The organism is Pseudomonas sp. B15(2017) (genome assembly GCF_002113215.1).
Taxonomy (GTDB): domain Bacteria; phylum Pseudomonadota; class Gammaproteobacteria; order Pseudomonadales; family Pseudomonadaceae; genus Aquipseudomonas.
In genome coordinates this window covers 121885-146379 of record NZ_NEJZ01000011.1, presented here as the reverse complement: position 1 = coordinate 146379, position 24495 = coordinate 121885, and the positions used below count along the sequence as shown (strand labels likewise).

Sequence of the window (24495 nt, the reverse complement as noted above, 5' to 3'; positions counted from 1 at the left end):
AACTGTCAGAAATAACAGGTCATGCAAACCTGCTTAGCGCATCATCGACTTTCTTACCAACCGCAACCCGGCAATCACCACCGCAAACACCGCCAGCGTCGTGTTGTACAGCGCCAGCGCCGGCAACCCGAACATCAGCGCCAGCACCGCCAGCCACCGCCCTGCCCGTCCCGGCACGACAAAACCGATCACCGCGGCCGTGACCGCCGCCCAGCCCAGCATCTGGGAATGAATGATCAGGCCCAGGTTCGAGCGCACCGAGCATTCCCAACGGCTCGCCTCATCCACGCAGATGCCCACCCACTGCGCGTCCTCCATGAAGCCATAACGCGCGCCATAACTGGCGGCCAGCCACAACGGCAACAGAACGAGCAGCAGAATCACAGGCAAGCGGCGGGACATGGAACACTCCAATCGATGAAATCGGCGGCCAGCTTAATCCGCCGCCGCGCATACGCAAGGACTAACAACTCTTAACTGGTCATTCATTCCTTGCAAAGTGTATCGTCCGGCTACTATTACTCCGAATTCCGTCAGATAGATGCCGTGGCATGGCACTTTGGCGCAAACCCGGTGGTCATAGCCTGCGAACTTCATTCGGCACCTTCCTCTAAGGGATCCAGTCATGCTCCGTTCCTTGCGCTTCGCCGCCCTGTTTGGCGGCCTTATTCTGAGTGCGTCCGCGCTGGCGGTGGATATCGACGCCGCCAGCTATGGCTATCCCCTGACCAATCCGTTCGAGGCGACCATCGCCACCACGCCGCCGGACTTGCGCCCTGAACTGCCACTGGACGACGACATCGATCAGACCGATCGCAGCGTCACCCTGCGCCCCGAGCGCGAATTCATCCTGCCGGACAATTTCTGGCCGGTGAAAAAACTGACCTATCGCATCGCCACCCAGGACAAGGCCGCGCCGCTGATCTTTCTGATCGCCGGCACTGGCGCGCGCTACGACAGCACGCTCAACGAATACCTGAAGAAGCTTTATTACAAGGCCGGCTACCACGTCGTGCAGCTGTCGTCGCCGACCAGCTTCGACTTCATGAGCGCCGCCTCGCGTTTCGCCACCCCCGGCGTGACCAAGGAAGACGCCGAAGACATGTATCGGGTGATGCAGGCCGTGCGGGCGCAAAACCCGAAACTGCCGGTCACCGACTATTACCTCAGCGGCTACAGCCTCGGCGCACTGGACGCAGCATTCGTTGCCCATCTGGATGAAACCCGTCGCAGCTTCAACTTCAAGAAAGTCCTGCTGCTCAATCCACCGGTCAACCTCTATACCTCGATCACCAACCTCGACAAGCTGGTGCAGACCGAGGTCAAGGGCATCAACAACAGCACCACCTTCTATGAACTGGTGCTGAGCAAACTGACCCGCTACTTCCAGCAAAAAGGCTACATCGACCTCAACGATGCGTTGCTCTACGACTTCCAGCAGTCCAAGCAGCATCTGAGCAACGAGCAGATGGCGATGCTGATCGGCACCTCGTTCCGCTTCTCGGCGGCGGACATCGCGTTCACTTCGGACCTGATCAACCGCCGTGGCCTGATCACCCCGCCGAAATTCCCGATCACCGAAGGCACCAGCCTCACGCCGTTCCTCAAGCGTGCGCTGCAATGTGACTTCGACTGCTACCTCACCGAACAGGTGATCCCGATGTGGCGCGCCCGCACCGACGGCGGCAGCCTGCTGCAACTGATCGATCAGGTGAGCCTGTACGCATTGAAGGATTACCTGCACGACAGCCCGAAAATCGCCGTCATGCACAACTCCGACGACGTGATCCTCGGTCCGGGCGATCTCGGTTTCCTGCGTCGGACCTTCGGTGATCGCCTGACCGTTTACCCACTGGGCGGCCATTGCGGCAACCTTAACTATCGCGTCAACAGCGACGCCATGCTGGAGTTCTTCCGTGGCTAAATATCTCCTGCTGATTGCAGCGCTCCTCAGTGCAGGTATGGCCCAGGCCGACAACAGCAAAGCCAATGCACCGGTGGTCATCGACAGCGACGGCTTCAAGGAGCCGCTGTCCAAACTCAAATTCAACCCGGGGCTGGATCAGCGCGAGTTCGAGCGCTCGACCCTCAGCGCGCTGAACGTCTACGACCCGCTGGAAGAGTGGAACCGGCGCGTCTACCACTTCAACTACCGCTTCGACCAATGGGTGTTCCTGCCGGTGGTCGATGGCTATCGCTACATCACCCCGAGCTTCGTGCGCACCGGCGTGAGCAACTTCTTCAACAACCTTGGCGACGTGCCGAATCTGGTCAACAGCCTGTTGCAGTTCAAGGGCAAACGCTCGATGGAAACCACCGCGCGCCTGCTGCTCAACACCACCATCGGCATCGCCGGGCTCTGGGACCCGGCCACCGCCATGGGCCTGCCGCGCCAGAACGAAGACTTCGGTCAGACCCTGGGCTTCTACGGCGTACCGGGCGGCGCCTATTTCGTGCTGCCGATTCTCGGCCCGTCGAACCTGCGCGATACCGCCGGCCTTGCGGTGGATTTCTCAGCCGAGTCCGCGATCAACTTTCTCAATGTTTCGGAAGTCAGCTCCAACCATCCGGAAGTCTGGGCATTGCGCGCGGTCGACAAGCGTTACCAGACCAGCTTCCGCTACGGTCAGCTGAACTCACCGTTCGAGTACGAGAAGGTGCGCTACGTCTATACCGAGTCGCGCAAGTTGCAGATCGCCGAGTAAAAACGCCAGCTACAAAAAAAGGCCATTCGATGCGAGTCGAATGGCCTTTTTGTTTGCCTCGGGATTCAACCCTTCAGGGCTTTCCAGACTTTGCCGATCACGGACACGCCCGCCAGCACCACCGCACCCGCGATGATCCCCGCCACGCCGTTCAACAGCATCGGCACCACAAACCCGGCGCCACCGGCCGCTGCGCCGACGCTTTCGATCCAGTGATGCACCACCGGTACGCCGTGGGTCAGAATGCCGCCACCGACCAGGAACATCGCTGCGGTGCCGATAACCGACAGGCCTTTCATCATGTAAGGCGCGGCACGCAGGATAGCGTTACCGATACGCTTCGCCGCAGCGCCGGGCTTCTGCGTCAGCCACAGGCCGAGGTCATCGAGCTTGACGATACCGGCCACCAGACCGTAAACACCCACGGTCATGACGATGGCGATGCCCGACATCACGATCACTTGCTGGGTCAGCGAAGCATCGGCCACGGTACCGAGGGTGATGGCGATGATTTCCGCCGAGAGGATGAAGTCGGTGCGGATCGCGCCCTTGATCTTGTCTTTCTCGTAGGCCACCAGATCGGTTGCCGGATCAGCCACGGCTTCAACCAACTGGGCGTGCTCGGCCTCGTCTTCAGCCTTGCTGTGCAGAAACTTGTGCGCGAGTTTCTCGAAACCTTCGAAACACAGGTAGGCGCCACCGACCATCAACAGCGGCGTCACCAGCCACGGCACGAACGCGCTGATCGCCAGCGCCGACGGCACCAGGATCAGCTTGTTGACGAATGAGCCCTTGGCCACCGCCCAGACCACCGGGATTTCCCGCTCCGCGCGTACGCCGGAGACCTGCTGGGCATTGAGCGCCAAGTCGTCGCCGAGCACGCCGGCGGTTTTCTTGGCAGCCATTTTGGTCATCAACGCAACGTCGTCCAGAACGGTGGCGATGTCGTCGATCAGCACCAGCAAACTGCTTCCTGCCATGAATCTTGTTTCCTTATGTGAATAATGCCGCGCAGCATACCGCGACTGCAGGCCACACGGGGCATTGTTGAGCGCCGCGCGAGGCCGGTGCTACCATGCGCAACCGCCAGAACAGGCAAGGAACCACCGGGTTTATGAGCACAATCCGCGAGCGCAACAAAGAACTGATCCTGCGTGCAGCCAGTGAAGAGTTTGCCGACAAGGGCTTCGCTGCGACCAAAACCAGCGACATCGCCGCCAAGGCAGGACTGCCCAAGCCCAACGTCTATTACTACTTCAAGTCCAAGGAAAACCTCTACCGCGAGGTACTGGAAAGTATCATCGTGCCGATCCTGCAGGCCTCGACCCCGTTCAACCCGGACGGCGTACCGAGCGAAGTACTGAGCGGCTACATTCGCTCGAAGATCCGCATCTCCCGCGACCTGCCTTTCGCCTCCAAGGTGTTCGCCAGCGAAATCATGCACGGCGCCCCGCACCTGAGCGCCGACCTGGTCGAGCAGCTCAACGGCCAGGCCAAGCACAACATCGACTGCATCCAGACCTGGATCGAGCGCGGCCAGATCGCCCCGATCGACCCCAACCACCTGATGTTCAGCATCTGGGCCGCGACCCAGACCTACGCCGACTTCGACTGGCAGATCTCCGCCGTGACCGGCAAGGAAAAGCTCGACGAAGCCGACTATGAAGCGGCAGCACAAACCATCATCCGGTTGGTGCTCAAGGGCTGCGAGCCGGACTGAAAGACTGCGGTGCCCCCTTCGCGAGCAAGCTCGCTCCCACACTGGATCTGTGGCGTTCACAAATCTTCTGTGGGAGCGAGCTTGCTCGCGAACGGGGCGACTCAGTCTTACCGACAGGCCCAGACCGCATCCCACAACGGGTACTGAGCCAGCTTTTTCACCAAACCGGCCCGCAATGGGTTGGCCACAACATACCGGGCCATTTTCACCAAATCCTCGTCCCGACGCAGCGCATGATCATGAAACCCCGGCTGCCAAATACTTCCGCTTCTCCCGGCGCTTAGATTCACAGCCCGCGCACTCAAGGATTTGGTTTTCTGCATCAGCTCACGGAGCGATCCCTGCTTCAGATTGATCAACCAGTGCAAGTGATCAGGCATGACCACCCAGGCCAATGAATCAACCAAGCCTTGCTCCTGAGCACTTTGAAACTGATCTGCGACCAATCTACCCAACATGTAGTCCCTGAAAAAAGGAGCACGTCTCAACGTATTGGCAGTCAGCAGATAAATGCGATTGGGTTCGTCATAACGCCCCAAGCGCAGTCGATGTGAGGCTGATGATTTCGGCATTCCGTTGCCCTTTCAATAGAAGATTTGAAAGGTTAGATCCGCGAACAGAATTAGACTGCGGATGACTTTGGCAGGATGTGTCTGTTGAATCGCCTTCGCGAGCAAGCTCGCTCCCACAGTGGGCTCGCAGTGTTAGACATTTTGTGTCCGACACTTCGAATCAATGGGGAGCGAGCCAGTCAGCGATGGCGTCAGTTCAAACGCCGCAAATCACGCAGCCACCCCCGCATCCGCCCGCAGCTCCAGGGCCTCTACGGCCTTGATCGCGACCTGCTCATCGATGTCCGACAGATCGCCGCTGATGCCGATCGCACCCAGCACGTTCCCCGCCTGATCCCGAATCAGCACACCGCCCGGTGCCGGCACGACACTGCCCTGCCCCATGCTGTTGAGCGCGGCGATGAACGCCGGGCGTTGTTGCGCGTCCAGCGCCAGCAGGCGTGAGCCCTTGCCCAGGGCGATGGCGCCCCAGGCTTTGCCGATGGCGATGTTCGGGCGCAGCAGGCTGGCGCCGTCTTCGCGTTGCAGGGTGACCAGATGGCCGCCGGTATCCAGTACCGCGATGGTCAGCGGTGCAGCGGAAATGGCCCGCCCTGCACTGATGGCTTCGTTGACCAGCTTGACTGCGACTTTCAAGGTTAAAGCGCTCATGGTGCCGTCCTCATTTTGTTATTGGGAAAGTCGTTGAGCTGCGCTCTTGTGCCGCAGCTCGATGCAACAAATAGAACACAATGAATTATTTTTTTGTATACAATAATCGCCGAAAAGCGCCTCATGCGACGAAAAGCCACAGCAGAATCGGCTTCCGACGAATGAAACAGGTGCTTGAGAAAATGGATTGACCTGCGCCGTCCGCCGTGAATACACTCTGCGCAAAGCCACTTGTATACAATTACAAAACGTAAAGAGGCACAAAACCATGAGCAAAATGAGAGCAATCGAAGCCGCCGTTCTGGTGATGCGCCGTGAAGGGGTCGATACCGCTTTTGGCATTCCGGGTGCTGCGATCAACCCGCTGTATTCCGCCCTGAAGAAAGTCGGTGGCATCGATCACGTCCTCGCTCGCCACGTTGAAGGCGCCTCGCACATGGCCGAGGGCTACACCCGCACCAAGGCCGGCAACATCGGCGTGTGCATCGGCACTTCCGGCCCGGCCGGTACCGACATGGTCACCGGTCTGTACAGCGCCTCCGCAGACTCGATCCCGATCCTCTGCATTACCGGCCAGGCACCCCGCGCCCGTATGCACAAGGAAGACTTCCAGGCCGTCGACATCACCAGCATCGTCAAGCCGGTGACCAAGTGGGCGACCACTGTTCTGGAGCCGGGCCAAGTGCCTTACGCCTTCCAGAAAGCCTTCTATGAAATGCGTTCCGGCCGTCCGGGCCCGGTGCTGATTGACCTGCCGTTCGACGTGCAGATGGCTGAAATCGAATTCGACATCGACGCCTACCAGCCACTGCCGCTGGCCAAGCCGAGCGCGACCCGCGTGCAAGTCGAAAAAGCCCTGGCGATGCTGGATCAGGCTGAACGTCCGTTGCTGGTCGCCGGTGGCGGCATCATCAACGCTGACGCCAGCGAGCTGCTGGTCGAGTTCGCCGAGCTGACAGGTATTCCAGTCATCCCGACCCTGATGGGCTGGGGCACCATCCCGGACGATCACCCGCTGATGGTCGGCATGGTGGGTCTGCAGACTTCGCACCGCTACGGCAACGCCACCCTGCTCAAATCCGATGTGGTACTGGGCGTCGGCAACCGCTGGGCCAACCGTCACACCGGCTCGGTCGACGTTTACACCGAAGGCCGCAAGTTCATTCACGTCGACATCGAACCGACCCAGATCGGCCGCGTGTTCACCCCGGACCTGGGCATCGTGTCCGACGCCGCTGCCGCGCTGACCGTGTTCATCGAAGTCGCCCGTGAATGGCAAGCCGCCGGCAAGTTGAAAAACCGCAGCGCATGGCTGCAGGACTGCCAGCAGCGCAAGTCCAGCCTGCAACGCAAGACCCACTTCGACAACGTGCCGGTCAAACCGCAGCGCGTTTACGAAGAAATGAACCAGGTGTTCGGCAAAGACACCTGCTACGTCAGCACCATCGGTCTGTCGCAGATTGCCGGCGCGCAGTTCCTGCACGTCTACAAGCCGCGTCACTGGATCAACTGCGGCCAGGCCGGCCCGTTGGGCTGGACCATTCCGGCAGCGCTGGGTGTGGTGAAGGCCGATCCGAACCGGAAAGTCGTGGCCCTGTCGGGGGACTATGACTTCCAGTTCATGATCGAAGAACTGGCGGTCGGCGCTCAGTTCAATCTGCCGTACATCCACGTCGTGGTGAACAACTCGTACCTGGGGCTGATCCGTCAGGCCCAGCGCGGGTTCGAAATGGACTACTGCGTGCAGCTGTCCTTCGATAACCTGAACGCGCCGGAACTCAACGGTTACGGTGTCGACCACGTCGCAGTCGCCGAAGGCCTGGGCTGCAAGGCACTGCGTGTGTTCGAACCGGCTGACATTGCCCCTGCCCTGCGCAAGGCCGAAGAGCTGATCGAAGAGTTCAAGGTGCCGGTGATCGTCGAGATCATTCTGGAGCGTGTGACCAACATCTCCATGGGCACCGAGATCAACGCCGTCAACGAATTCGAAGACCTGGCGCTGGTCGGCAACGATGCACCTACCGCGATTTCGCTGCTCGATTGATTGCTTTTGCTTGATCGTTCCCACGCTTTGCGTGGGAACGCAGCCAGGGACGCTCCGCGTCCCAAAGCGGACGCAGAGCGTCCATAGAGGCATTCCCACGCAGAGCGTGGGAACGAGAATCTAGAACGGGAGACCACCATGCCGCGTTTCGCAGCCAACCTGTCCATGCTGTTCACCGAACAGGATTTCCTTGCCCGTTTCGATGCCGCCGCCAAGGCCGGCTTCAGCGGTGTCGAGTACCTGTTCCCGTACGATTTCAGCTCTGCCGAGATCAAGGCCAAACTCGACGCCAACGGTCTGACCCAAGTGCTGTTCAACCTGCCGGCGGGTGACTGGGCCAAGGGCGAGCGCGGTATCGCGTGCCTGCCGGACCGGGTCGAAGAGTTCCGCGCCGGGGTCGATCTGGCCATCGCCTACGCACAGGTCCTGGGCAATACCCAGGTCAACTGCCTGGCAGGTATCCGTCCGCAGGGCGTGGACGATGCCACCGTTGAAAAGACCTTCGTCGCCAACCTCAAGTACGCCGCCGAAAAGCTGCAAGCCGTCGGCATCAAACTGGTGATGGAAGCGATCAACACCCGCGACATCCCGGGTTTCTACCTGAACAACACGGCGCAGGCCCTGTCGATTCGCGAGCAGGTCGGCAGCGCCAATCTGTTCCTGCAATACGACATCTATCACATGCAAATCATGGAAGGCGATCTGGCCCGCACCCTGCAATCGCACCTGAGCGAGATCAACCATGTGCAGTTGGCCGACAACCCGGGCCGCAACGAGCCGGGCACTGGCGAGATCAACTACCGCTTCCTGTTCGAACACCTCGATCGCATCGGTTATCAGGGCTGGGTCGGCTGCGAGTACAAACCGCTGACCACCACTGAAGCAGGCCTCGGCTGGCTGAAGACCCACAACGCGATCTGACCCCCTATTTGCTTGAGCAAGACAAAAACAAGAGGATTTTCTCATGGCTAAAATCGGATTCATCGGCACCGGCATCATGGGCCACCCAATGGCGGCGAACCTGCAGAAAGCCGGTCACAGCCTGTTCCTGTCGGCGCACCACGACGCGGCCCCTGACGACCTGGTCGCCGCTGGCGCGATCGCTCTGGCCAACCCGAAAGAAGTGGCCCAGGAAGCCGAATTCATCATCGTCATGGTGCCGGATACCCCGCAGGTCGAAGACGTGCTGTTCCGCGCCGACGGCGTAGCGGCCGGCATCGGCAAAGGCAAGGTCGTGATCGACATGAGCTCGATCTCGCCGACCGCCACCAAGGCTTTCGCCGCGAAGATCAACGAGAAAGGCGCGCAATACCTCGACGCCCCGGTGTCCGGTGGTGAAGTCGGCGCCAAGGCTGCGACCCTGAGCATCATGGTCGGTGGCGACGCCGATGCCTTCGAACGCGCACTGCCGCTGTTCCAGGCCATGGGCAAGAACATCACTCTGGTCGGTGGCAATGGCGACGGTCAGACCGCGAAAGTGGCGAACCAGATCATCGTTGCGTTGAACATTCAGGCCGTCGCCGAAGCCCTGCTGTTCGCGTCGAAAAACGGTGCCGATCCGGCCAAGGTGCGTGAAGCGCTGATGGGCGGTTTCGCCTCTTCGAAGATCCTCGAAGTGCACGGCGAGCGCATGATCAAGGGCACCTTCGATCCGGGCTTCCGCATCAGCCTGCACCAGAAGGACCTGAACCTGGCCCTGCAAGGCGCCAAGGAGCTGAGCATCAATCTGCCAAACACCGCCAACGCCCAGCAAGTGTTCAGCACCTGCGCGGCCATCGGTGGCAGCAACTGGGACCACTCGGCGCTGATCAAGGGCCTGGAACACATGGCCAACTTCTCGATTCGCGACAAGAAGTAAGTCTCTGCTGCAACGTTTGAAACCTGTGGGAGCGAGCTTGCTCGCGAATAGGGTCTGTCAGTCGACATGGATATTGACTGATCCACCGCCTTCGCGAGCAAGCTCGCTCCCGCAGATCCTGTAGCGCTCTATCCCAATAACAAGAATTCCGGGAGCCCGCCATGTCGGTCGATCCGCAACACCTGCTGCGCGAGCTGTTTGCCACAGCCATCGACGCGGCCCATCCGAACCAGGTCCTCGAAGCTCATCTGCCGGCCGATCGCACAGGTCGCGTGATTGTCATCGGCGCCGGCAAGGCTGCCGCTGCCATGGCGCAAGTGGTCGAGCGCTGCTGGGAAGGTGAAGTCTCGGGCCTTGTGGTGACCCGTTACGGTCACGGCGCCCCGTGCGAAAAAATCGAAGTGGTCGAAGCCGCGCACCCGGTGCCGGACGCTGCCGGTCTGGCCGTGGCCAAACGGGTGCTGGAACTGGTCAGCAACCTGACCGAAGACGACCGCGTGATCTTCCTGTTGTCCGGCGGTGGCTCTGCCCTGCTGGCGCTGCCGGCCGAAGGCATCACCCTGGCCGACAAGCAGTCGATCAACAAAGCCCTGCTCAAATCCGGCGCGACCATCGGCGAGATGAACTGCGTGCGCAAGCACCTCTCGGCGATCAAGGGCGGACGGCTGGGCAAAGCCTGCTGGCCGGCGACTGTTTATACCTACGCGATTTCCGATGTACCGGGCGACCTCGCCACGGTCATCGCCTCCGGCCCGACCGTGGCCGACCCGAGCACCAGCGCCGAAGCGCTGGCGATCATCAAGCGCTACGGCATCGAGATTCCGGCCTCCGTGCGCACCTGGCTGCAAAGCCCGGAATCGGAAACCGTCAAACCCGGCGATCCGAGCCTGGCCCGCAGTCACTTCCAATTGATCGCCCGCCCTCAGCAATCGCTCGATGCGGCGGCGGTGAAATGCCGTCAGGCCGGTTTCAGCACGCTGATCCTTGGCGACCTGGAAGGCGAATCCCGCGAAGTGGCGAAAGTCCATGCCGGCATCGCACGCCAGATCATTCATCACGGCCAGCCATTGGCAGCGCCGTGCGTGATCCTGTCCGGCGGCGAAACCACCGTGACCGTGCGCGGCAATGGCCGTGGCGGACGCAACGCCGAATTCCTCCTCAGCCTCACCGACAGCCTCAAGGGCCAGCCCGGCGTCTATGCGCTGGCCGGTGACACCGACGGCATCGATGGCTCGGAAGACAACGCCGGCGCGATCATGACCCCGGACAGCTACGCCCGCGCCGCCGCCCTTGGCCTGAGCGCCAGCGACGAGCTGGATAACAACAACGGTTACGGTTACTTCGCGGCGCTCGATGCGCTGATCGTCACCGAGCCGACCCGCACCAATGTCAACGACTTCCGCGCCATTCTGATCCTCGAGAGTTCCAAATCATGACGCCTGACAAAAAGGTCAAAATCCTCGCCACCCTCGGGCCTGCCGTCGACGGCATCGAAGACATCCGCGAGCTGGTCGAGGCCGGGGTCAACATCTTCCGCCTCAACTTCAGCCACGGCGATCACGCCGACCACGCCAAGCGCTATCAGTGGATCCGCGAAGTCGAGCGCCAGCTCAACTATCCGCTCGGCATCCTGATGGATCTGCAAGGGCCGAAACTGCGGGTCGGCAAGTTCGCTGACGGCAAGGTTCAGTTGCATCGCGGTCAGGCCTTCCGCCTCGATCTGGACGCGACACCGGGCGACGAACGCCGGGTGAATCTGCCGCATCCGGAGATCATCGCGGCACTGGAAGCCGGGATGGACCTGCTGCTCGATGACGGCAAACTGCGTCTGCGGGTCGTCACCAAATACAGCGATGCGATCGACACCACCGTGCTCAACGGCGGCGAGCTGTCGGACCGCAAAGGCGTGAACGTGCCGCAAGCGGTGCTCGACCTGAGCCCGCTGACCACCAAGGATCGTCGCGACCTGAGCTTCGGTCTGGAGCTGGGTGTGGACTGGGTCGCGCTGTCGTTCGTGCAACGTCCTGAAGACATCCGCGAAGCCCGCGCCCTGATCGGCGACAAGGCGTTCCTGATGGCAAAAATCGAGAAGCCGTCGGCCGTCGAGCAACTGCGCGAGATCGCCGAACTGAGCGACGCGATCATGGTGGCTCGCGGTGACCTGGGCGTGGAGGTGCCGGCCGAGAGCGTGCCGCAGATCCAGAAAAACATCATCACCACCTGCCGTCAGCTCGGCAAACCGGTGGTGGTGGCGACGCAGATGCTTGAGTCGATGCGCTTCTCCCCGGCCCCGACCCGCGCCGAAGTCACCGACGTGGCCAACGCCGTGGCCGAAGGCGCCGATGCGGTGATGCTGTCGGCAGAAACGGCGTCCGGCGAGTACCCGCTGGAAGCCGTGCAGATGATGAGCAAGATCATCCGCCAGGTCGAGAACGGTCCGGATTACCAGACCCAACTCGACGTCAGCCGGCCGAAAGCCGAAGCGACTGTTTCCGATGCGATCAGTTGCGCGATCCGCCGCATCAGCAACGTGCTGCCGGTGGCGGTGCTGGTCAACTACAGCGAATCCGGTGCATCGAGTCTGCGTGCGGCACGGGAACGGCCGAAAGCGCCGATCCTCAACCTGACGCCGAACCTGCAGACCGCCCGCCGCTTGAGCGTGGCGTGGGGCATTCACTCGGTGGTCAATGATCGCCTGCGTCAGGTGGATGAGGTGTGCTCGACCGCGCTGGAAATCGCTCAGGCTCAAGGAATGGCCGAGCGTGGCGATACGTTGCTGATCACCGCGGGTGTGCCGTTCGGGCAGCCGGGGTCGACTAATTCGCTGCGGATCGAAACATTGATTTAACCACTGACCAAGATCGTTCCCACGCTCCGCGTGGGAATGCGGCCCGGGGCGCTCTGCGTCCCAAGAGCAGACGCAGAGCGTCCTTTGAGGCATTCCCACGCAGACGGTTCGACGCCTCGACGTGGGAACGATCAGTACCGAATGACCTGCCATGCCTGCCAATCATTTCAACACCCACTGCCCTGACTGGGCCGAGGCTTTGCTCAACGGTTTCAGTCAGATCTTCCTCCAGCGTCATCCGCTGTGCGGCCTGCTGTGCCTTTTGGCCATTCTATTCACCGCGCCGGTGCTGTTTGCCGGCGCGCTGCTCGGCGCGGTCGCCGGGTTGCTCACCGCGCAACGGCGCAACTACGCCAAGGCTGATCGTCAGGCCGGACTGTTCAGCTACAACGGCGTACTGGTCGGCCTTTTGCTGAGCCTGTATTTCCCTTGGTCGCCGATGCTGCCACCGCTGATTCTGGCGGCCGGTGGCCTGAGCGCGATGATCACGCAGCAGTGGCTCAAGCGCGCACGCCTCACCGAGTACCTGCCCGCCTACACTGCGCCGTTCGTATTGTTGAGCTGGGTGTTCCTGTGTTTCGCCGAGCCTTCGACGCCAGCTCCGGCGCTTGAGATGAATACCGCGAACCTGCTCGGCGCCGCGCTGAAAAGCTTCGGTCAGGTGATGTTCCTCGACCATCCGTTGGCCGGTGGATTGATCGCCGCCGGTTTGCTGATCGCCGATCGCCGGGCCTTTGCCTGGGCGTTGCTGGCGTCGGCGATCGGCCTGGGTTCCAGCCTGTTGCACCACGACAGCCAGGTCGCGCTGTTGGGCCTGGGGGGTTACAACGCTGTGCTCGCCGCCCTCGCCTTCAGCGCCCAGCGCCAGCAACCCTGGCTGCCGCTGTTGGGCATTGGTCTGGCGCTGCTGCTGACGCCGCTGTTCAGTGCCCTGGGTCTGGCGACTCTCACGGCACCGTTCATTCTCGCCTGCTGGTTGCTGCGCACCGGCATTCGCCTGATGCACCAACCGCAGATCAACGTCGCGCCTTGCGCTGACGGGGAGAATCAACCTAGGCTGCGCTGATCTTTGATTCAGGCGTTATCCATGGACAGTAACAAGCACTGGCGTGAACAGCTTTACGTCATGATTTTCCAGAGCGACACCCCCGCCGGGCGACGTTTTGACGGCATCCTGCTGCTGATCATTCTTGCCAGCCTGGTGATCGTGATGCTCGACAGCATCGACAGCGTTCACCGCAATTACGCCGACGTGCTGGCATATATCGAGTGGGGGTTCACCATCATCTTTGCCGGCGAGTACATTCTGCGTCTGTACTGCTCGCCCAAACCTCTGCGCTATGCATTCAGTTTTTATGGACTGGTGGACCTGCTGGCGATCGTGCCGGGCATCCTCGCGCTCTACTACAGCGATGCGCAGTACCTATTGATTATCCGGATCATCCGGATGCTGCGAATTTTCCGAGTCCTCAAACTCAGTCCCTACCTCAAACAAGCCAACTACCTGATGTCGGCGCTGCGCGGCAGCAAGCAGAAGATTGTGGTGTTTCTGGTGAGCGTCTGCACACTCGTAACGGTCTTCGGCACCTTGATGTACGTGATCGAAGGCCCGGAGCACGGTTTCACCAGCATCCCCAAGGGTATCTATTGGGCTATCGTGACCCTGACCACCGTCGGTTTCGGTGACATCGTGCCGAAGACGCCATTGGGGCAGGTGATTTCATCGCTGGTGATGATCACCGGTTACTCGATCATCGCTGTGCCCACCGGAATCTTCACCGCTGAACTGGCCAATGCGATGCGTGGTGAACAGTTGCAACACGACTGCCCGGTTTGCCAGAAAAAGAGCCATGAAAGCAGCGCCGCATTCTGTTCGCGGTGCGGTAATCCGTTATTCAAAAAAATGGAATAAGCAAAGTTCTTTTTAATCTTTAAACGACTATGCGTGCCCCGCTATAGTCGCTGGCAAATGGCCTCATCTTTGTAAAAAACACCCCCTACAGAACAAGGAATGCGCAGTGAAAAAACTCTTTGGCGCCTCACTTCTCGCCGCTGGTCTCGCCTTCGGCAGCGTGGCTCAGGCCGCACCGACTCTGCTTAACGTTTCCTACGACGTGATGCGCGATTTCTACAAGGACTACAACACTGCGTTCCAGAAACACTGGCAAGCCGAGCACAAAGAGAACATCACCGTGCAGATGTCTTTTGGCGGTTCGAGCAAACAAGCCCGTTCGGTGATCGACGGCCTGCCGGCTGACGTCATCACCATGAACATGGCCACCGACATCAACGCCCTGGCCGACAACGGTCAACTGGTGCCGAAGGACTGGGTCACCCGCCTGCCGAACAACAGCGCACCGTTCACCTCGGCCACCGTGTTCATCGTCCGCAAGGGCAACCCGAAAGCCCTGAAAGACTGGCCGGACCTGCTCAAGGACGGCGTGCAAGTGATCGTGCCGAACCCGAAAACCTCGGGCAACGGCCGCTACACCTACCTGTCGGCCTGGGGCTACGTGCTGAAGAACGGCGGTGACGAGAACAAGGCCAAAGACTTCGTCGGCAAGCTGTTCAAGCAAGCGCCGGTACTGGACACCGGTGGCCGCGCCGCGACCACCACGTTCATGACCAACCAGATCGGCGACGTACTGGTGACCTTCGAAAACGAAGCGGAAATGATCGCCCGCGAATTCGGCCGCGACCAGTTCGAAGTCATCTACCCGAGCGTCTCCGCCGAAGCCGAGCCGCCGGTGTCGGTAGTCGACAAAGTCGTCGAGAAGAAAGGCTCGCGCGCCGCGGCAGAGGAATACCTGAAGTTCCTGTGGTCGCCGGAAGGCCAGGAAATCGCCGCCGCCAACTACCTGCGTCCACGTGACCCGGCGGTACTGGCCAAGTACACCGACCGTTTCCCGAAAGTCGACTTTCTGTCGGTCGAGAAGACCTTCGGCGACTGGCGCACCGTGCAGAAGACCCACTTCAACGACGGCGGGATCTTCGACCAGATCTACAACGGCCAGTAAGGCGTGAGCTGACATGAAAAAGGCGACCTGAAGAGGTCGCCTTTTTTGTCTGCGGCTACATAGGCGGCTTGACGCCATCCTTGCCCGCCGAGATCGATTGCGCAGTCAACGTGCCGTCCGCGCTCTGGGTCACGAAGGTGACAATCTTCACCCCGACCTTGAGCAGGCTGCGATCGCCCGGCGTCAGGTTGACGATCGGCACATCCTCCGGCACCAGGATCTTCTGCTGGCCGCCCTTGTAATTGACGGTCAGCACCCGGCCGTTGCTGACCACCAGATCGCCGACGCTGCCGTTGGTCATGCTGCTGCCCTTGGCGAGATCGAACGGCCGATGGCCATCGCCGCTGCCGGCCAGCTCCGGTGGGAAGACGTGAACCTCGAGCGCCTTGAGCGTGCCATCCTCCTGGGGAATGGCGGCCGAACCGATATAGCTGCCGGGCCTGATGTCTTCGATATTGGCCAGAGTGACCGCGCGGACCTTGGTGTCCGGGGTCAACCGGACCACCACGTTTTCACCGCTGGTGACGTGAACCTTGAGCGAGTCGGGGCTGACCCCGGTGATCTCGCCGCGCACGCCCATGCGCATCCCCGGCGCTTCGGCGGCCTGTGCGGCAGTGACGCCGAGCAGAGTGATCAGGGCAATGGTTTTGGTGTGGCGAAGCAACTGACGAAACATCGCAATCCTCCGTTGATGAACGTTGAAACCCGGTCACAACATAAGCACGCTATCGAACAAGATGTAAGTGAATGTATCATCGCCACTCAACGGTCGGACGCAAGGTTCGCCGATGAACATTGGATTGCTCGGCGCCACCTGTTCCGCAACGGAATAACTGATATCGATCAGAAGCCTCTACTGCCGGCTCGGCCCGTCCCTTAGCCTCACCGCATTCCTTTTCGCTGGATCGAGAACCCTATGACCGCCACAACTCACGCAATGACCCGAGGCATGGTGCTGCTGTTCGCTTTCTGCTGCGGCGCCATCGTTGCCAACATCTACTACGCCCAGCCGATCATCGGCCTGATCGCGCCGGACATCGGCCTGACCGACACCATGGCCAGTTTCATCGTGTCGCTGACCCAGATCGGCTATGCGCTGGGTCTGTTCTTCCTGGTGCCGCTGGCCGACCTGTTGGAAAACCGCCGTCTGATGATCATCACCACCGTGGTGGCGATTGCCAGCCTGCTGGGTGCGGCGTTTACCGATCAACCGAATGTGTTCCTGCTGATTTCGTTGCTGGTGGGTTTCAGCTCGGTGTCGGTGCAGGTGCTGATTCCACTGGCAGCGCATCTGGCGCCGGAGGAATCCCGTGGCCGGGTGGTCGGCGGGATCATGGGCGGTCTGTTGCTGGGGATTCTGCTGGCACGTCCGGTGTCGAGCGTGGTCGCCGACCATCTCGGCTGGCGGGCGATGTTCATGATTGCAGCAGCCTTGATGGCGGCGATCAGCGTGGTGCTGGTGTTGACCGTGCCCAAGCGCCAGCCGGATCACAGTGCTTCTTATGGTCAGTTGCTCGGATCGCTGTGGACGCTGCTGCGCAAGCAACCGGTGCTGCGTCAGCGGGCGTTTTACCAGGCCTGCATGTTCGCCACCTTCAGCCTGTTCTGGACCGCCGTGCCGCTGGAACTGGCACGCAACCATGGTCTGTCCCAGAGTGAAATCGCGATCTTCGCCCTGGTCGGCGCCATTGGTGCCATCGCAGCGCCGATCAGCGGACGCCTGGCCGATGCCGGCCACACACGCATCGCCTCGCTGCTGGCCATGCTGTTCGCCAGCCTGAGCTTCCTGCCCGCCTTCATCCATCCGGCCTACAGCGTGATCGGCCTGGCCGTGACCGGCGTGGTGCTCGACTTCTGCGTACAGATGAACATGGTGCTCGGCCAGCGCGCGGTCTACTCCCTCGACGCCAAAAGCCGCGGCCGCCTCAATGCGCTGTACATGACCAGCATCTTCGTCGGCGGCGCCTTCGGCTCCTCGGTGGCGAGTGCGGTGTACGAGCATGGCGGCTGGTTGTGGATCGTGATTGTTGGCAGTGCGTTTCCGCTGCTGGCGCTGGTGCGGTTTTTGAGTGCTTCGCAAAAGCCTGTTCTGGCAACTGCCTAGAAGCTGAAAAGCACTGCCGGATCGCTGATCCGACAGTGCTCGAGGCTCAATGCCGGACCAGTTTTTCCATGGCGGCATCTGCCAAAAAAGAGGAACGGCTTTTGACGTTGTGTTCACGCACGTAGCGGTCAATGCGCTGGATGACATAGCCGGGCAACGTCACATTGACCTTTTCGGTCTTGCCCATGTACGGCGAAATATCCAGCTCCAGCATGCCCCAACCCATGTCGGCAAAATCCGGATTGTTGCGATGGGCGGCCGCCGAAGTCGGCATCGGGATCGAGTCGCCATCAGTCGCGATCTCCTGCAGCATGATATGGGCAATCTCGACGGCCGCGTTGTAGGCATCCTCAAACGTATCCCCGGCGGTTACCGCGCCGGGAATGTCAGGGATCTGAATCCCGATGGCGGTGTTCTCGTCACCCCACTCGATGCAGATTGGGTATTGCATTGTGAATCTCCTGTGTCACTGGCTGGCGGGTTGTACAACCCGGCACGCCTTCTGATGCTCTTGACCGTCCCGACCGGCAAATCCTTTTCGGATGAGGGACGGGAATCGTGTATGGGTTGTAACGGTGCGTGAAGATGTGGTGACTGCCGGTTATCCGGTCCAGCGTCCAGCCTGCCTCCTCCAGCTCCTTGATCAATAGCCTGCTCTGCACCAACCGCCTCCTTGCTTCGGCTTAACAAAAGTAACCCTAGAGTTATCTTTACTCAAGCACAGAAATTCACAGCACGACGTTCGGTTGTTTTGCAGCATGTGATTGATGCAGTGGCCCGGCGAGCAGGCGATGGCGCTTCTCGCAAAGAAAGCTCAGGCGGTAAGGACTGGATACGAGTGAGGCATTGTTCATCACCCCAGACAGCAAAACGGCGATCCAAAGATCGCCGTTTTTCATTACTCCCCGAACTGTTTGCCCAGTCCCGCCGGTACGCCGTGGATGTTGGTTTCTTCCCACGGGCCGTTGGGGCTGATCGAGCGGCTCCAGCCGTTGTTCCAGCGATAGTAGGTGCGCTGGCGGTAGAAGGTGTTGGTCTGGTCGTCGAGCACATACACGCCCAGCTTCTGGTCCCAGTGGCTGTTGCCGCCCGGTGGCGGTGCGAAGCTGGCGGAGGTGCGCGGGACGGGTTTGGCGGGCTTGGCCGGAATCCCCGGTTTGCTCGGCGTCGGGCTGGTCGACGGGGTCGGGCTGGGTTGTGACGGCGGGATCGGCGGCAGCCTGGTGCTCGGCTCCGGTCGTTGCACCGCACATGCGCTCAAGCCCAGGGCCAGTGTGAGGACTGTGATTCGGGCGATGGCGTTCATGGCGGTGCGTTCCTGTTGGTTCCGGCTATTTGTCCGGGCTGTCGATGGTCAGTGTCTGTGGCGCGGTGGTGCTGCTGGCTAGAGGCCCGCTGCGACCGACCCACTCACCGGCGGTCGGCTGACCGGCACGGGAGATGCGCGCAACCAGTTGGACTTCGGGGAAGTTCGACAGTTTCAATTGCGGCATCATCGCGTCGGCATCGCCCAGTTCGACGGTCACCGGCAGATCGGCGACGGTCAGGCGCTTGGCCGCCAGCGGCGCCGGCGGGCCCGAGGTGGCGCGGGCAAAAATGAACACGCTGTCGCCCGGTTGCACCTTGCCTTTCAACTCGCTGGCCAGATCCACCCGCACTTTCAACAGCGCCGCCGCTTTCGCCGCCGGCGCCTGGGCAACCTTGCCGCCGCTGGCCTGCAGTTTTTCAGTGGCGCGGGCGATGCCGCCCTGCAGGGCCTCGCGGGATTTGTCCTGCGGCGGCAGTTGCGCCAGCAGACGGTTCCAGTAGTCGATCGCTTCCTGATAGCGCTCGCCTTCGAACGCGGCGATGCCCAGCAGGCCGAGGCTGGTGACTTCCTTCGGATCGGCTTTCAGCGCTTCATCGGTCAGCGCCTGCACCTTGTCCGACCATTTTTTGTTGTCGGCAAAGTACTGGGCCTGCGCCCACTGCCCCAGCAGCTCCGGCTGACGACCGGCGAGATTGACGGCGCGCTCGAACATCTTCGCCGCGTCCGCCGGACGATCCTGGGCCATGTAGGTGCGACCGAGGAAATACACGCCTTCAGCGGAATCCGGTTGCGCGGCGACTGCGCGCTCCAGACGCTGAGTCATCTCTTCCATCGACTGTGGCGCCTGGGCGAATTCCCGGGTCAGCTCGACCTTGTCGCTCGCGCCAAAGTGCAGGTACAGACCGAGGCCCAACACCGGCACCAGCACGGCCGCCAGCAAAGGCAGCGGCTTACCCAGACGCGACACCCGCGCCGGCGCCACACCTTCGGTATCGGCCAACAATTCACGGGCCGCTTCGGCACGGCCGCTGTCCATTTGCGCGGCATCGAGAACGCCTTCGGCCTGCTGCGATTGCAGTTCGGCGACGCGTTCCTGATACAGGGCGACGTTGAGAGCGGTTCGATCCTCTTCACGCTGGGCGCGACGTTCGCGTAGAACGGGGATCAGCAGAAAACTCAGGGCGACCAGAAGCAACAGCCCTGCGGCAAGCCAGAAATCAATCATTCTTGGTTTTTATCCAACAGTTGGTCGAGGCGCTGACGCTCTTCAGGGGACAGCGATTGCGGCGTCTCGGCGCGTTGCCCGCGACGGCGGCGGACGATCACGGCAATCACCACGAACCCGCCCAGCAACAAACCGGCCGGGCCGAACCAGAGCAACGCGGTCTTGGCATTGAGCGCCGGCTTGTAGCGGACGAAATCACCGTAGCGGTCGACCATGAAGTCGATGATCTGCTGATTGTCCTTGCCCTCGCCGAGCATGCGGAAAATCTCTTTGCGCAGGTCGGCGGCAATCGGCGCATTGGAATCGGCGATGTCCTGGTTCTGGCACTTGGGGCAGCGCAGCTCCTTGGTCAGTTCGCGAAAACGCTCGCGATCGCCTTCTTTGGCAAACTCGTAGGTGTCGATAGCGGCGTGGGCCACACCGGCCAGGCTCAAGCCCAGCACCATGGCAGCTAAAAAGCGCTTCATGGCTTGGCCTCATCGACCAGCGCCTGATATTTGGCCGCCAGCTTTTCCCGCCAGACCTGCTCGTCGATCACGCCGACGTACTTGTCGCGGATGATGCCCTTGGCGTCGATGAAGAAGGTTTCCGGCGCGCCGTAGACACCGAGGTTCAGGCCCAGGGAGCCTTCGTCATCGCGGATGTCGAGTTGATACGGATTGTGGAACTCGGCCAGCCACTTCAGCGCATCGGCGTTGGTGTCCTTGTAGTTGATGCCGTAGATCACCACGCCGCGCTCGGCGAGTTTGTTCAGCACCGGGTGCTCGACCCGGCAGGAAATGCACCAGGTGCCCCAGACGTTGACCAGCGCCGGTTTGCCGAGGATGTCAGCCTTGGTCAGGGTCTTGTCGCCCTGCACCGCCGGCAGGGAAAACTCCGGGAACGGTTTGCCGATCATCGCCGACGGCAGCTCCGCCGGATCCAGGTACAGACCGCGATAAAGAAATACCGCCACCAGCAAGAAAATCGCCAGTGGCACCAGCATCAACCAACGTCTCATGCAGCGGCTCCTTCCATGCCCAGCGCTTCACGCACTTTGGCTTTGACCTTGACTCGGTAACGCCGGTCCAGCGCCGCCAGCAGCCCGCCCAGGCCGGTCAGCAGACCGCCGAACCAGATCCAGCGTACGAACGGCTTCACATGCACCCGCACCGCCCAGGCACCGTCGCCCAGTGGTTCACCCAGCGCGACATAGAGGTCGCGGGTGAAGCCGGCGTCGATCCCGGCTTCGGTCATCATCGAACTCTGCACGGTGTACAGGCGTTTTTCCGGGTGCAGCACGCTGACTTCACGGCCATCGCGGATCACCCGGATGGTGCCCTTGTCGGAGGTGAAATTCGGGCCTTCGAAATGTTTGGCGCCTTCGAACACGAACTGATAACCGGCCAGATCCATCGACTCGCCCGGTGCCAGACGCAGGTCACGTTCGGCACTGTTCTGGCTCGACAACACCACGCCCAGCGCGCAGACGGCGATACCGAGGTGGGCGAGTTGCATGCCCCAGTAACTGCGGGTCAGGGTCGGCAGGCCTTTGATCAGGCCTTTGTGGCGCGTCTTGTCGAAGATGTCGCGCACGCCGGCCAGCAACACCCAGGCCGCCAGCAGGAAGGTTGCGATCACCGCCCAGTTGAAATCGCCATAGGCAATACCGGCAACGACCGCCAGAGCGACGCTGCCCAACAGCACCGGGGTCAACATGTTGGCCAGCCATTTCACCGGGGTGTCTTTCCAGCGCACGATCACGCCGACCGCCATCACCACCATCAGCAACGCCATCAACGGTATGAACAGTGCATTGAAGTACGGTGGGCCGACCGACAGCTTGGCGCCGCTGATGGCATCGAGGATCAGCGGATACAACGTGCCGAGCAGGATCATCGAGGCAGCCACCACCAGCACCAGGTTGTTGCCCAGCAGCAGGGTTTCCCGCGACCACAGATTGAAGCCGACCTGGCTCTTGACCACCGGAGCGCGCAAGGCAAAGAGGGTCAGCGAACCACCGACCACGAACAGCAGGAAAATCAGGATGAACACGCCGCGCGCGGGATCGGAGGCAAACGCATGCACCGACGTCAGTACCCCGGAACGCACAAGGAAGGTGCCGAGCAGGCTCAGGGAAAACGCGGCAATCGCCAGCAACACCGTCCAGCTCTTGAACACACCACGTTTCTCGGTGACCGCCAACGAGTGAATCAGCGCAGTGCCCACCAGCCATGGCATGAAGGAGGCGTTTTCCACCGGGTCCCAGAACCACCAGCCCCCCCAACCGAGTTCGTAGTAAGCCCACCACGAACCCAGGGTGATGCCGATACCCAGGAAGGCCCAGGCAACGATGGTCCACGGACGCGACCAGCGTGCCCACGCCGCATCGAGGCGACCGCCCAGCAGTGCGGCGATGGCGAAGGCGAAGGCCACCGAGAACCCGACATAACCCATGTACAGCATCGGCGGATGCACGATCAGGCCGATGTCCTGCAGCAACGGATTGAGGTCACGACCGTCGGCCGGAATCTGCGGCAGGATCCGCGAGAACGGGTTCGACGTGAGGATCAGGAACAACAGGAAACCGGTGCTGATCATGCCCATCACCGCCAGCACGCGAGCGAGCATGACTTGCGGCAACTGTCGGGAGAACACCGACACGGCGAAGGTCCAGCCGCCGAGGATCAACGCCCACAGCAGCAACGAACCTTCGTGGGCACCCCACACCGCGCTGAACTTGTAGTACCACGGCAGCGCGCTGTTGGAATTCATCGCGACATAAGCCACGGAGAAATCGTCGGTCATGAACGCGTAGGTCAGGACGCCGAAGGCGAACAGCAAAAATGCGAATTGGCCCCACGCTGCCGGTTGAGCGAGGCCCATCCACAGACGATCACCGCGCCAGGCACCGAGCAACGGCACCACGGCCTGCACCAGCGCAAAACACAGCGCGAGAATCATGGCCAGATGGCCAAGCTCGGGAATGAAAATGGTGGATGTCATCGATCAACCCTCCTTCGCAGGGGTTGGCGCGGATTGACCGCTGTCCTTCAGGGCTTTGGTCACTTCCGGCGGCATGTATTTCTCGTCGTGCTTGGCCAGTACTTCATCGGCAACCACCACGCCATCGGCGTTGAGCTTGCCGAGCGCCACAATGCCCTGCCCTTCGCGGAACAGGTCCGGGAGGATCCCGCGATAAGTAATGGTCACGGACTTGTTGAAGTCGGTGACCACGAATTTGACGTCCAGCGAATCCGGGGAACGTTGCAGCGAACCTTTCTCGACCATGCCGCCGGCGCGGATGCGGGTGTCCTGCGGCGCTTCGCCGTTGGCGATCTGGGTCGGGGTGTAAAACAGGTTGATGTTCTGCTGCAGGGCGCTCAGGGCCAGGCCGACGGCAGCGCCGACCCCGACCAGAATTGCCAGGATGATGATCAAGCGTTTTTTGCGCAGCGGATTCACTTGCCGTTCTCCCGGCGCAGACGACGCGCCTCTTGTTGCAGATAACGCTTGCGGGCCGCGATCGGCGCCGCCACGTTGAGGATCAGTACCGCCAGACAGATGCCGTAGGCCGACCAGACATACAGGCCGTGATGGCCCATGGCGAGGAAGTCGCCGAATGACGCGAAACTCATCGAGCGGCCTCCAGGCTGTTCTGCACTTCTTCTTTCACCCAACTGGCGCGGGCTTCGCGCTTGAGCACTTCAAGGCGCATGCGCAGCAACAGCACGGCGCCAAAGAAGCAATAGAAACCCAGCACCGTCAGCAGCAGTGGCAGCCACATCTCGACGGGCATGGCCGGTTTTTCGGTGAGGGTGAACGTCGCGCCCTGGTGCAGGGTGTTCCACCACTCCACCGAGTATTTGATGATCGGAATGTTGATCACACCGACGATGGCCAGCACCGCGCAGGCCTTGGCGGCGCTGTCGCGATTGCTGATGGCGTTGCCCAGCGCGATCACGCCGAAATACAGAAACAGCAGAATCAGCATCGAGGTCAGCCGCGCGTCCCAGACCCACCACGAACCCCAGGTCGGCTTGCCCCAGATCGCCCCGGTGACCAGCGCCACGGCGGTCATCCACGCGCCGATCGGCGCGGCGCATTGCAGGGCGACGTCGGCCAGTTTCATCTTCCACACCAGCCCGACCACACCGCACACCGCCAGCATCACGTAGATCGACTGAGCGAGCATCGCTGCGGGTACGTGGATATAGATGATGCGAAAGCTGTTGCCTTGCTGATAGTCCGGCGGCGCGAAGGCCAGGCCCCAGACGACGCCGACAGCGATCAGCAGCAACGCTGCAATGCTCAGCCACGGCAGGAACTTGCTGCTGATGCCGTAGAACCACTTGGGCGAGCCGAGCTTGTGAAACCAGGTCCAGTTCATACTGTTTCCATCACGGGTGCCGCTCATCGGTGTGAGCAGTCTCAGGGTCTTTGCTGGTTAAATTTTAACCAGA

The 24495-nt window shown here is 61.2% G+C and carries 27 protein-coding genes and 1 pseudogene; 12 read left to right on the top strand and 16 right to left on the bottom strand.

Annotated elements, in window-relative coordinates:
* Window positions 1-33: 33 nt before the first annotated feature.
* Entirely contained in the window at window positions 34-402 is a 369-nt protein-coding gene (locus tag CAF73_RS17595; RefSeq protein WP_085703363.1) for a hypothetical protein, read from the bottom strand.
* 223 nt (window positions 403-625) lie between these two features.
* Here CAF73_RS17595 and CAF73_RS17590 point away from each other — a divergent pair, with 223 nt between their 5' ends.
* Both CAF73_RS17590 and CAF73_RS17585 read left to right on the top strand, forming a co-directional pair.
* On the top strand, window positions 626-1924 hold the full coding sequence (locus tag CAF73_RS17590) for a serine/threonine protein kinase (protein WP_085703362.1): 1299 nt from the start codon (window positions 626-628) through the stop codon (window positions 1922-1924).
* On the top strand, window positions 1917-2705 hold the full coding sequence (locus CAF73_RS17585) for a VacJ family lipoprotein (protein WP_085699386.1): 789 nt from the start codon (window positions 1917-1919) through the stop codon (window positions 2703-2705). Before CAF73_RS17590 ends, CAF73_RS17585 begins: the two co-directional genes overlap by 8 nt.
* Before the next feature lie 65 nt (window positions 2706-2770).
* Here CAF73_RS17585 and CAF73_RS17580 read toward each other — a convergent pair whose 3' ends face one another.
* Window positions 2771-3685, bottom strand: a complete 915-nt coding sequence (locus tag CAF73_RS17580) for a DUF808 domain-containing protein (RefSeq protein ID WP_085703361.1) — start codon at window positions 3683-3685, stop codon at window positions 2771-2773.
* 134 nt (window positions 3686-3819) lie between these two features.
* On the opposite strand from CAF73_RS17580, the gene CAF73_RS17575 reads away from it, so the two are divergent.
* Window positions 3820-4425: a TetR/AcrR family transcriptional regulator gene (locus CAF73_RS17575; protein WP_085699390.1), complete on the top strand. Its 606-nt coding sequence runs from the start codon at window positions 3820-3822 to the stop codon at window positions 4423-4425.
* A 107-nt stretch (window positions 4426-4532) separates the two neighbouring features.
* Here CAF73_RS17575 and CAF73_RS17570 read toward each other — a convergent pair whose 3' ends face one another.
* Together CAF73_RS17570 and CAF73_RS17565 are read right to left on the bottom strand one after the other, a co-directional pair.
* A complete protein-coding gene (locus tag CAF73_RS17570) occupies window positions 4533-4997 on the bottom strand; it encodes a transposase (protein WP_085703360.1) in 465 nt (154 codons plus the stop codon).
* Between the two features lie 210 nt (window positions 4998-5207).
* Window positions 5208-5648, bottom strand: coding sequence for a heme-binding protein (locus CAF73_RS17565; RefSeq protein ID WP_085703359.1), 441 nt, complete (start codon window positions 5646-5648; stop codon window positions 5208-5210).
* Window positions 5649-5916: 268 nt separating this feature from the next.
* Between CAF73_RS17565 and gcl the strand changes: the two genes are divergently transcribed.
* The 8 genes from gcl (at window position 5917) to CAF73_RS17520 (ending at window position 15415) form a co-directional block, all read left to right on the top strand.
* Window positions 5917-7692, top strand: a complete 1776-nt coding sequence (gene gcl, locus CAF73_RS17560) for a glyoxylate carboligase (protein ID WP_085699394.1) — start codon at window positions 5917-5919, stop codon at window positions 7690-7692.
* Between the two features lie 138 nt (window positions 7693-7830).
* Window positions 7831-8613 (top strand): hydroxypyruvate isomerase, encoded by a 783-nt coding sequence (gene hyi / locus CAF73_RS17555; RefSeq protein WP_085703358.1) that lies wholly within the window; start codon window positions 7831-7833, stop codon window positions 8611-8613.
* Between the two features lie 43 nt (window positions 8614-8656).
* Window positions 8657-9550, top strand: coding sequence for a 2-hydroxy-3-oxopropionate reductase (locus CAF73_RS17550; RefSeq protein ID WP_085703357.1), 894 nt, complete (start codon window positions 8657-8659; stop codon window positions 9548-9550).
* 161 nt (window positions 9551-9711) lie between these two features.
* Window positions 9712-10986 (top strand): glycerate kinase, encoded by a 1275-nt coding sequence (locus CAF73_RS17545; RefSeq protein ID WP_085699400.1) that lies wholly within the window; start codon window positions 9712-9714, stop codon window positions 10984-10986.
* On the top strand, window positions 10983-12398 hold the full coding sequence (pyk, locus tag CAF73_RS17540; RefSeq protein ID WP_085703356.1) for a pyruvate kinase: 1416 nt from the start codon (window positions 10983-10985) through the stop codon (window positions 12396-12398). Before CAF73_RS17545 ends, pyk begins: the two co-directional genes overlap by 4 nt.
* Window positions 12399-12549: 151 nt before the next feature.
* Window positions 12550-13464 carry an urea transporter gene (locus CAF73_RS17530; RefSeq protein WP_085703354.1) on the top strand — a complete coding sequence of 305 codons (915 nt, stop codon included), beginning with the start codon at window positions 12550-12552 and terminating at the stop codon, window positions 13462-13464.
* Window positions 13465-13485: 21 nt separating this feature from the next.
* A complete protein-coding gene (locus tag CAF73_RS17525) occupies window positions 13486-14310 on the top strand; it encodes an ion transporter (protein WP_064378643.1) in 825 nt (274 codons plus the stop codon).
* Between the two features lie 106 nt (window positions 14311-14416).
* The gene (locus CAF73_RS17520; RefSeq protein WP_085699406.1) at window positions 14417-15415 is read left to right on the top strand and encodes a sulfate ABC transporter substrate-binding protein; all 999 of its coding nucleotides are present in this window, start codon (window positions 14417-14419) and stop codon (window positions 15413-15415) included.
* 55 nt (window positions 15416-15470) lie between these two features.
* Here the strand turns inward: CAF73_RS17520 and CAF73_RS17515 are convergent, their stop codons facing one another.
* The gene (locus CAF73_RS17515) at window positions 15471-16091 is read right to left on the bottom strand and encodes a DUF5666 domain-containing protein (RefSeq protein ID WP_085699408.1); all 621 of its coding nucleotides are present in this window, start codon (window positions 16089-16091) and stop codon (window positions 15471-15473) included.
* A gap of 240 nt (window positions 16092-16331) precedes the next feature.
* Between CAF73_RS17515 and CAF73_RS17510 the strand changes: the two genes are divergently transcribed.
* Window positions 16332-17519: an MFS transporter gene (locus tag CAF73_RS17510; protein WP_085703353.1), complete on the top strand. Its 1188-nt coding sequence runs from the start codon at window positions 16332-16334 to the stop codon at window positions 17517-17519.
* Window positions 17520-17565: 46 nt separating this feature from the next.
* Here CAF73_RS17510 and CAF73_RS17505 read toward each other — a convergent pair whose 3' ends face one another.
* From CAF73_RS17505 to CAF73_RS17460, 11 genes and pseudogenes are all read right to left on the bottom strand, one after another.
* Window positions 17566-17970, bottom strand: coding sequence for a type II toxin-antitoxin system HicB family antitoxin (locus tag CAF73_RS17505; protein ID WP_085703352.1), 405 nt, complete (start codon window positions 17968-17970; stop codon window positions 17566-17568).
* 5 nt (window positions 17971-17975) lie between these two features.
* Window positions 17976-18181: pseudogene (locus CAF73_RS17500) on the bottom strand (type II toxin-antitoxin system HicA family toxin); the annotation flags it as partial.
* Between the two features lie 66 nt (window positions 18182-18247).
* The gene (locus tag CAF73_RS30210) at window positions 18248-18418 is read right to left on the bottom strand and encodes a hypothetical protein (protein WP_170929746.1); all 171 of its coding nucleotides are present in this window, start codon (window positions 18416-18418) and stop codon (window positions 18248-18250) included.
* Window positions 18418-18825 (bottom strand): hypothetical protein, encoded by a 408-nt coding sequence (locus tag CAF73_RS17495; RefSeq protein ID WP_085682968.1) that lies wholly within the window; start codon window positions 18823-18825, stop codon window positions 18418-18420. The genes CAF73_RS30210 and CAF73_RS17495 overlap by 1 nt, the downstream gene beginning before the upstream one ends.
* A gap of 25 nt (window positions 18826-18850) precedes the next feature.
* The gene (gene ccmI, locus CAF73_RS17490) at window positions 18851-20053 is read right to left on the bottom strand and encodes a c-type cytochrome biogenesis protein CcmI (RefSeq protein WP_085699414.1); all 1203 of its coding nucleotides are present in this window, start codon (window positions 20051-20053) and stop codon (window positions 18851-18853) included.
* Complete coding sequence (locus CAF73_RS17485) at window positions 20050-20520, bottom strand: cytochrome c-type biogenesis protein (protein ID WP_011333089.1); 471 nt, start codon at window positions 20518-20520, stop codon at window positions 20050-20052. Before CAF73_RS17485 ends, ccmI begins: the two co-directional genes overlap by 4 nt.
* On the bottom strand, window positions 20517-21053 hold the full coding sequence (locus tag CAF73_RS17480) for a DsbE family thiol:disulfide interchange protein (RefSeq protein ID WP_011333088.1): 537 nt from the start codon (window positions 21051-21053) through the stop codon (window positions 20517-20519). Before CAF73_RS17480 ends, CAF73_RS17485 begins: the two co-directional genes overlap by 4 nt.
* The gene (locus tag CAF73_RS17475) at window positions 21050-23038 is read right to left on the bottom strand and encodes a heme lyase CcmF/NrfE family subunit (RefSeq protein ID WP_085699416.1); all 1989 of its coding nucleotides are present in this window, start codon (window positions 23036-23038) and stop codon (window positions 21050-21052) included. The genes CAF73_RS17480 and CAF73_RS17475 overlap by 4 nt, the downstream gene beginning before the upstream one ends.
* Before the next feature lie 3 nt (window positions 23039-23041).
* Window positions 23042-23497: a cytochrome c maturation protein CcmE gene (gene ccmE, locus CAF73_RS17470; RefSeq protein ID WP_085699419.1), complete on the bottom strand. Its 456-nt coding sequence runs from the start codon at window positions 23495-23497 to the stop codon at window positions 23042-23044.
* A complete protein-coding gene (gene ccmD / locus CAF73_RS17465; protein ID WP_011333085.1) occupies window positions 23494-23670 on the bottom strand; it encodes a heme exporter protein CcmD in 177 nt (58 codons plus the stop codon). The genes ccmE and ccmD overlap by 4 nt, the downstream gene beginning before the upstream one ends.
* Window positions 23667-24422 (bottom strand): heme ABC transporter permease, encoded by a 756-nt coding sequence (locus tag CAF73_RS17460; protein ID WP_085699421.1) that lies wholly within the window; start codon window positions 24420-24422, stop codon window positions 23667-23669. The genes ccmD and CAF73_RS17460 overlap by 4 nt, the downstream gene beginning before the upstream one ends.
* Window positions 24423-24495: the final 73 nt, after the last annotated feature.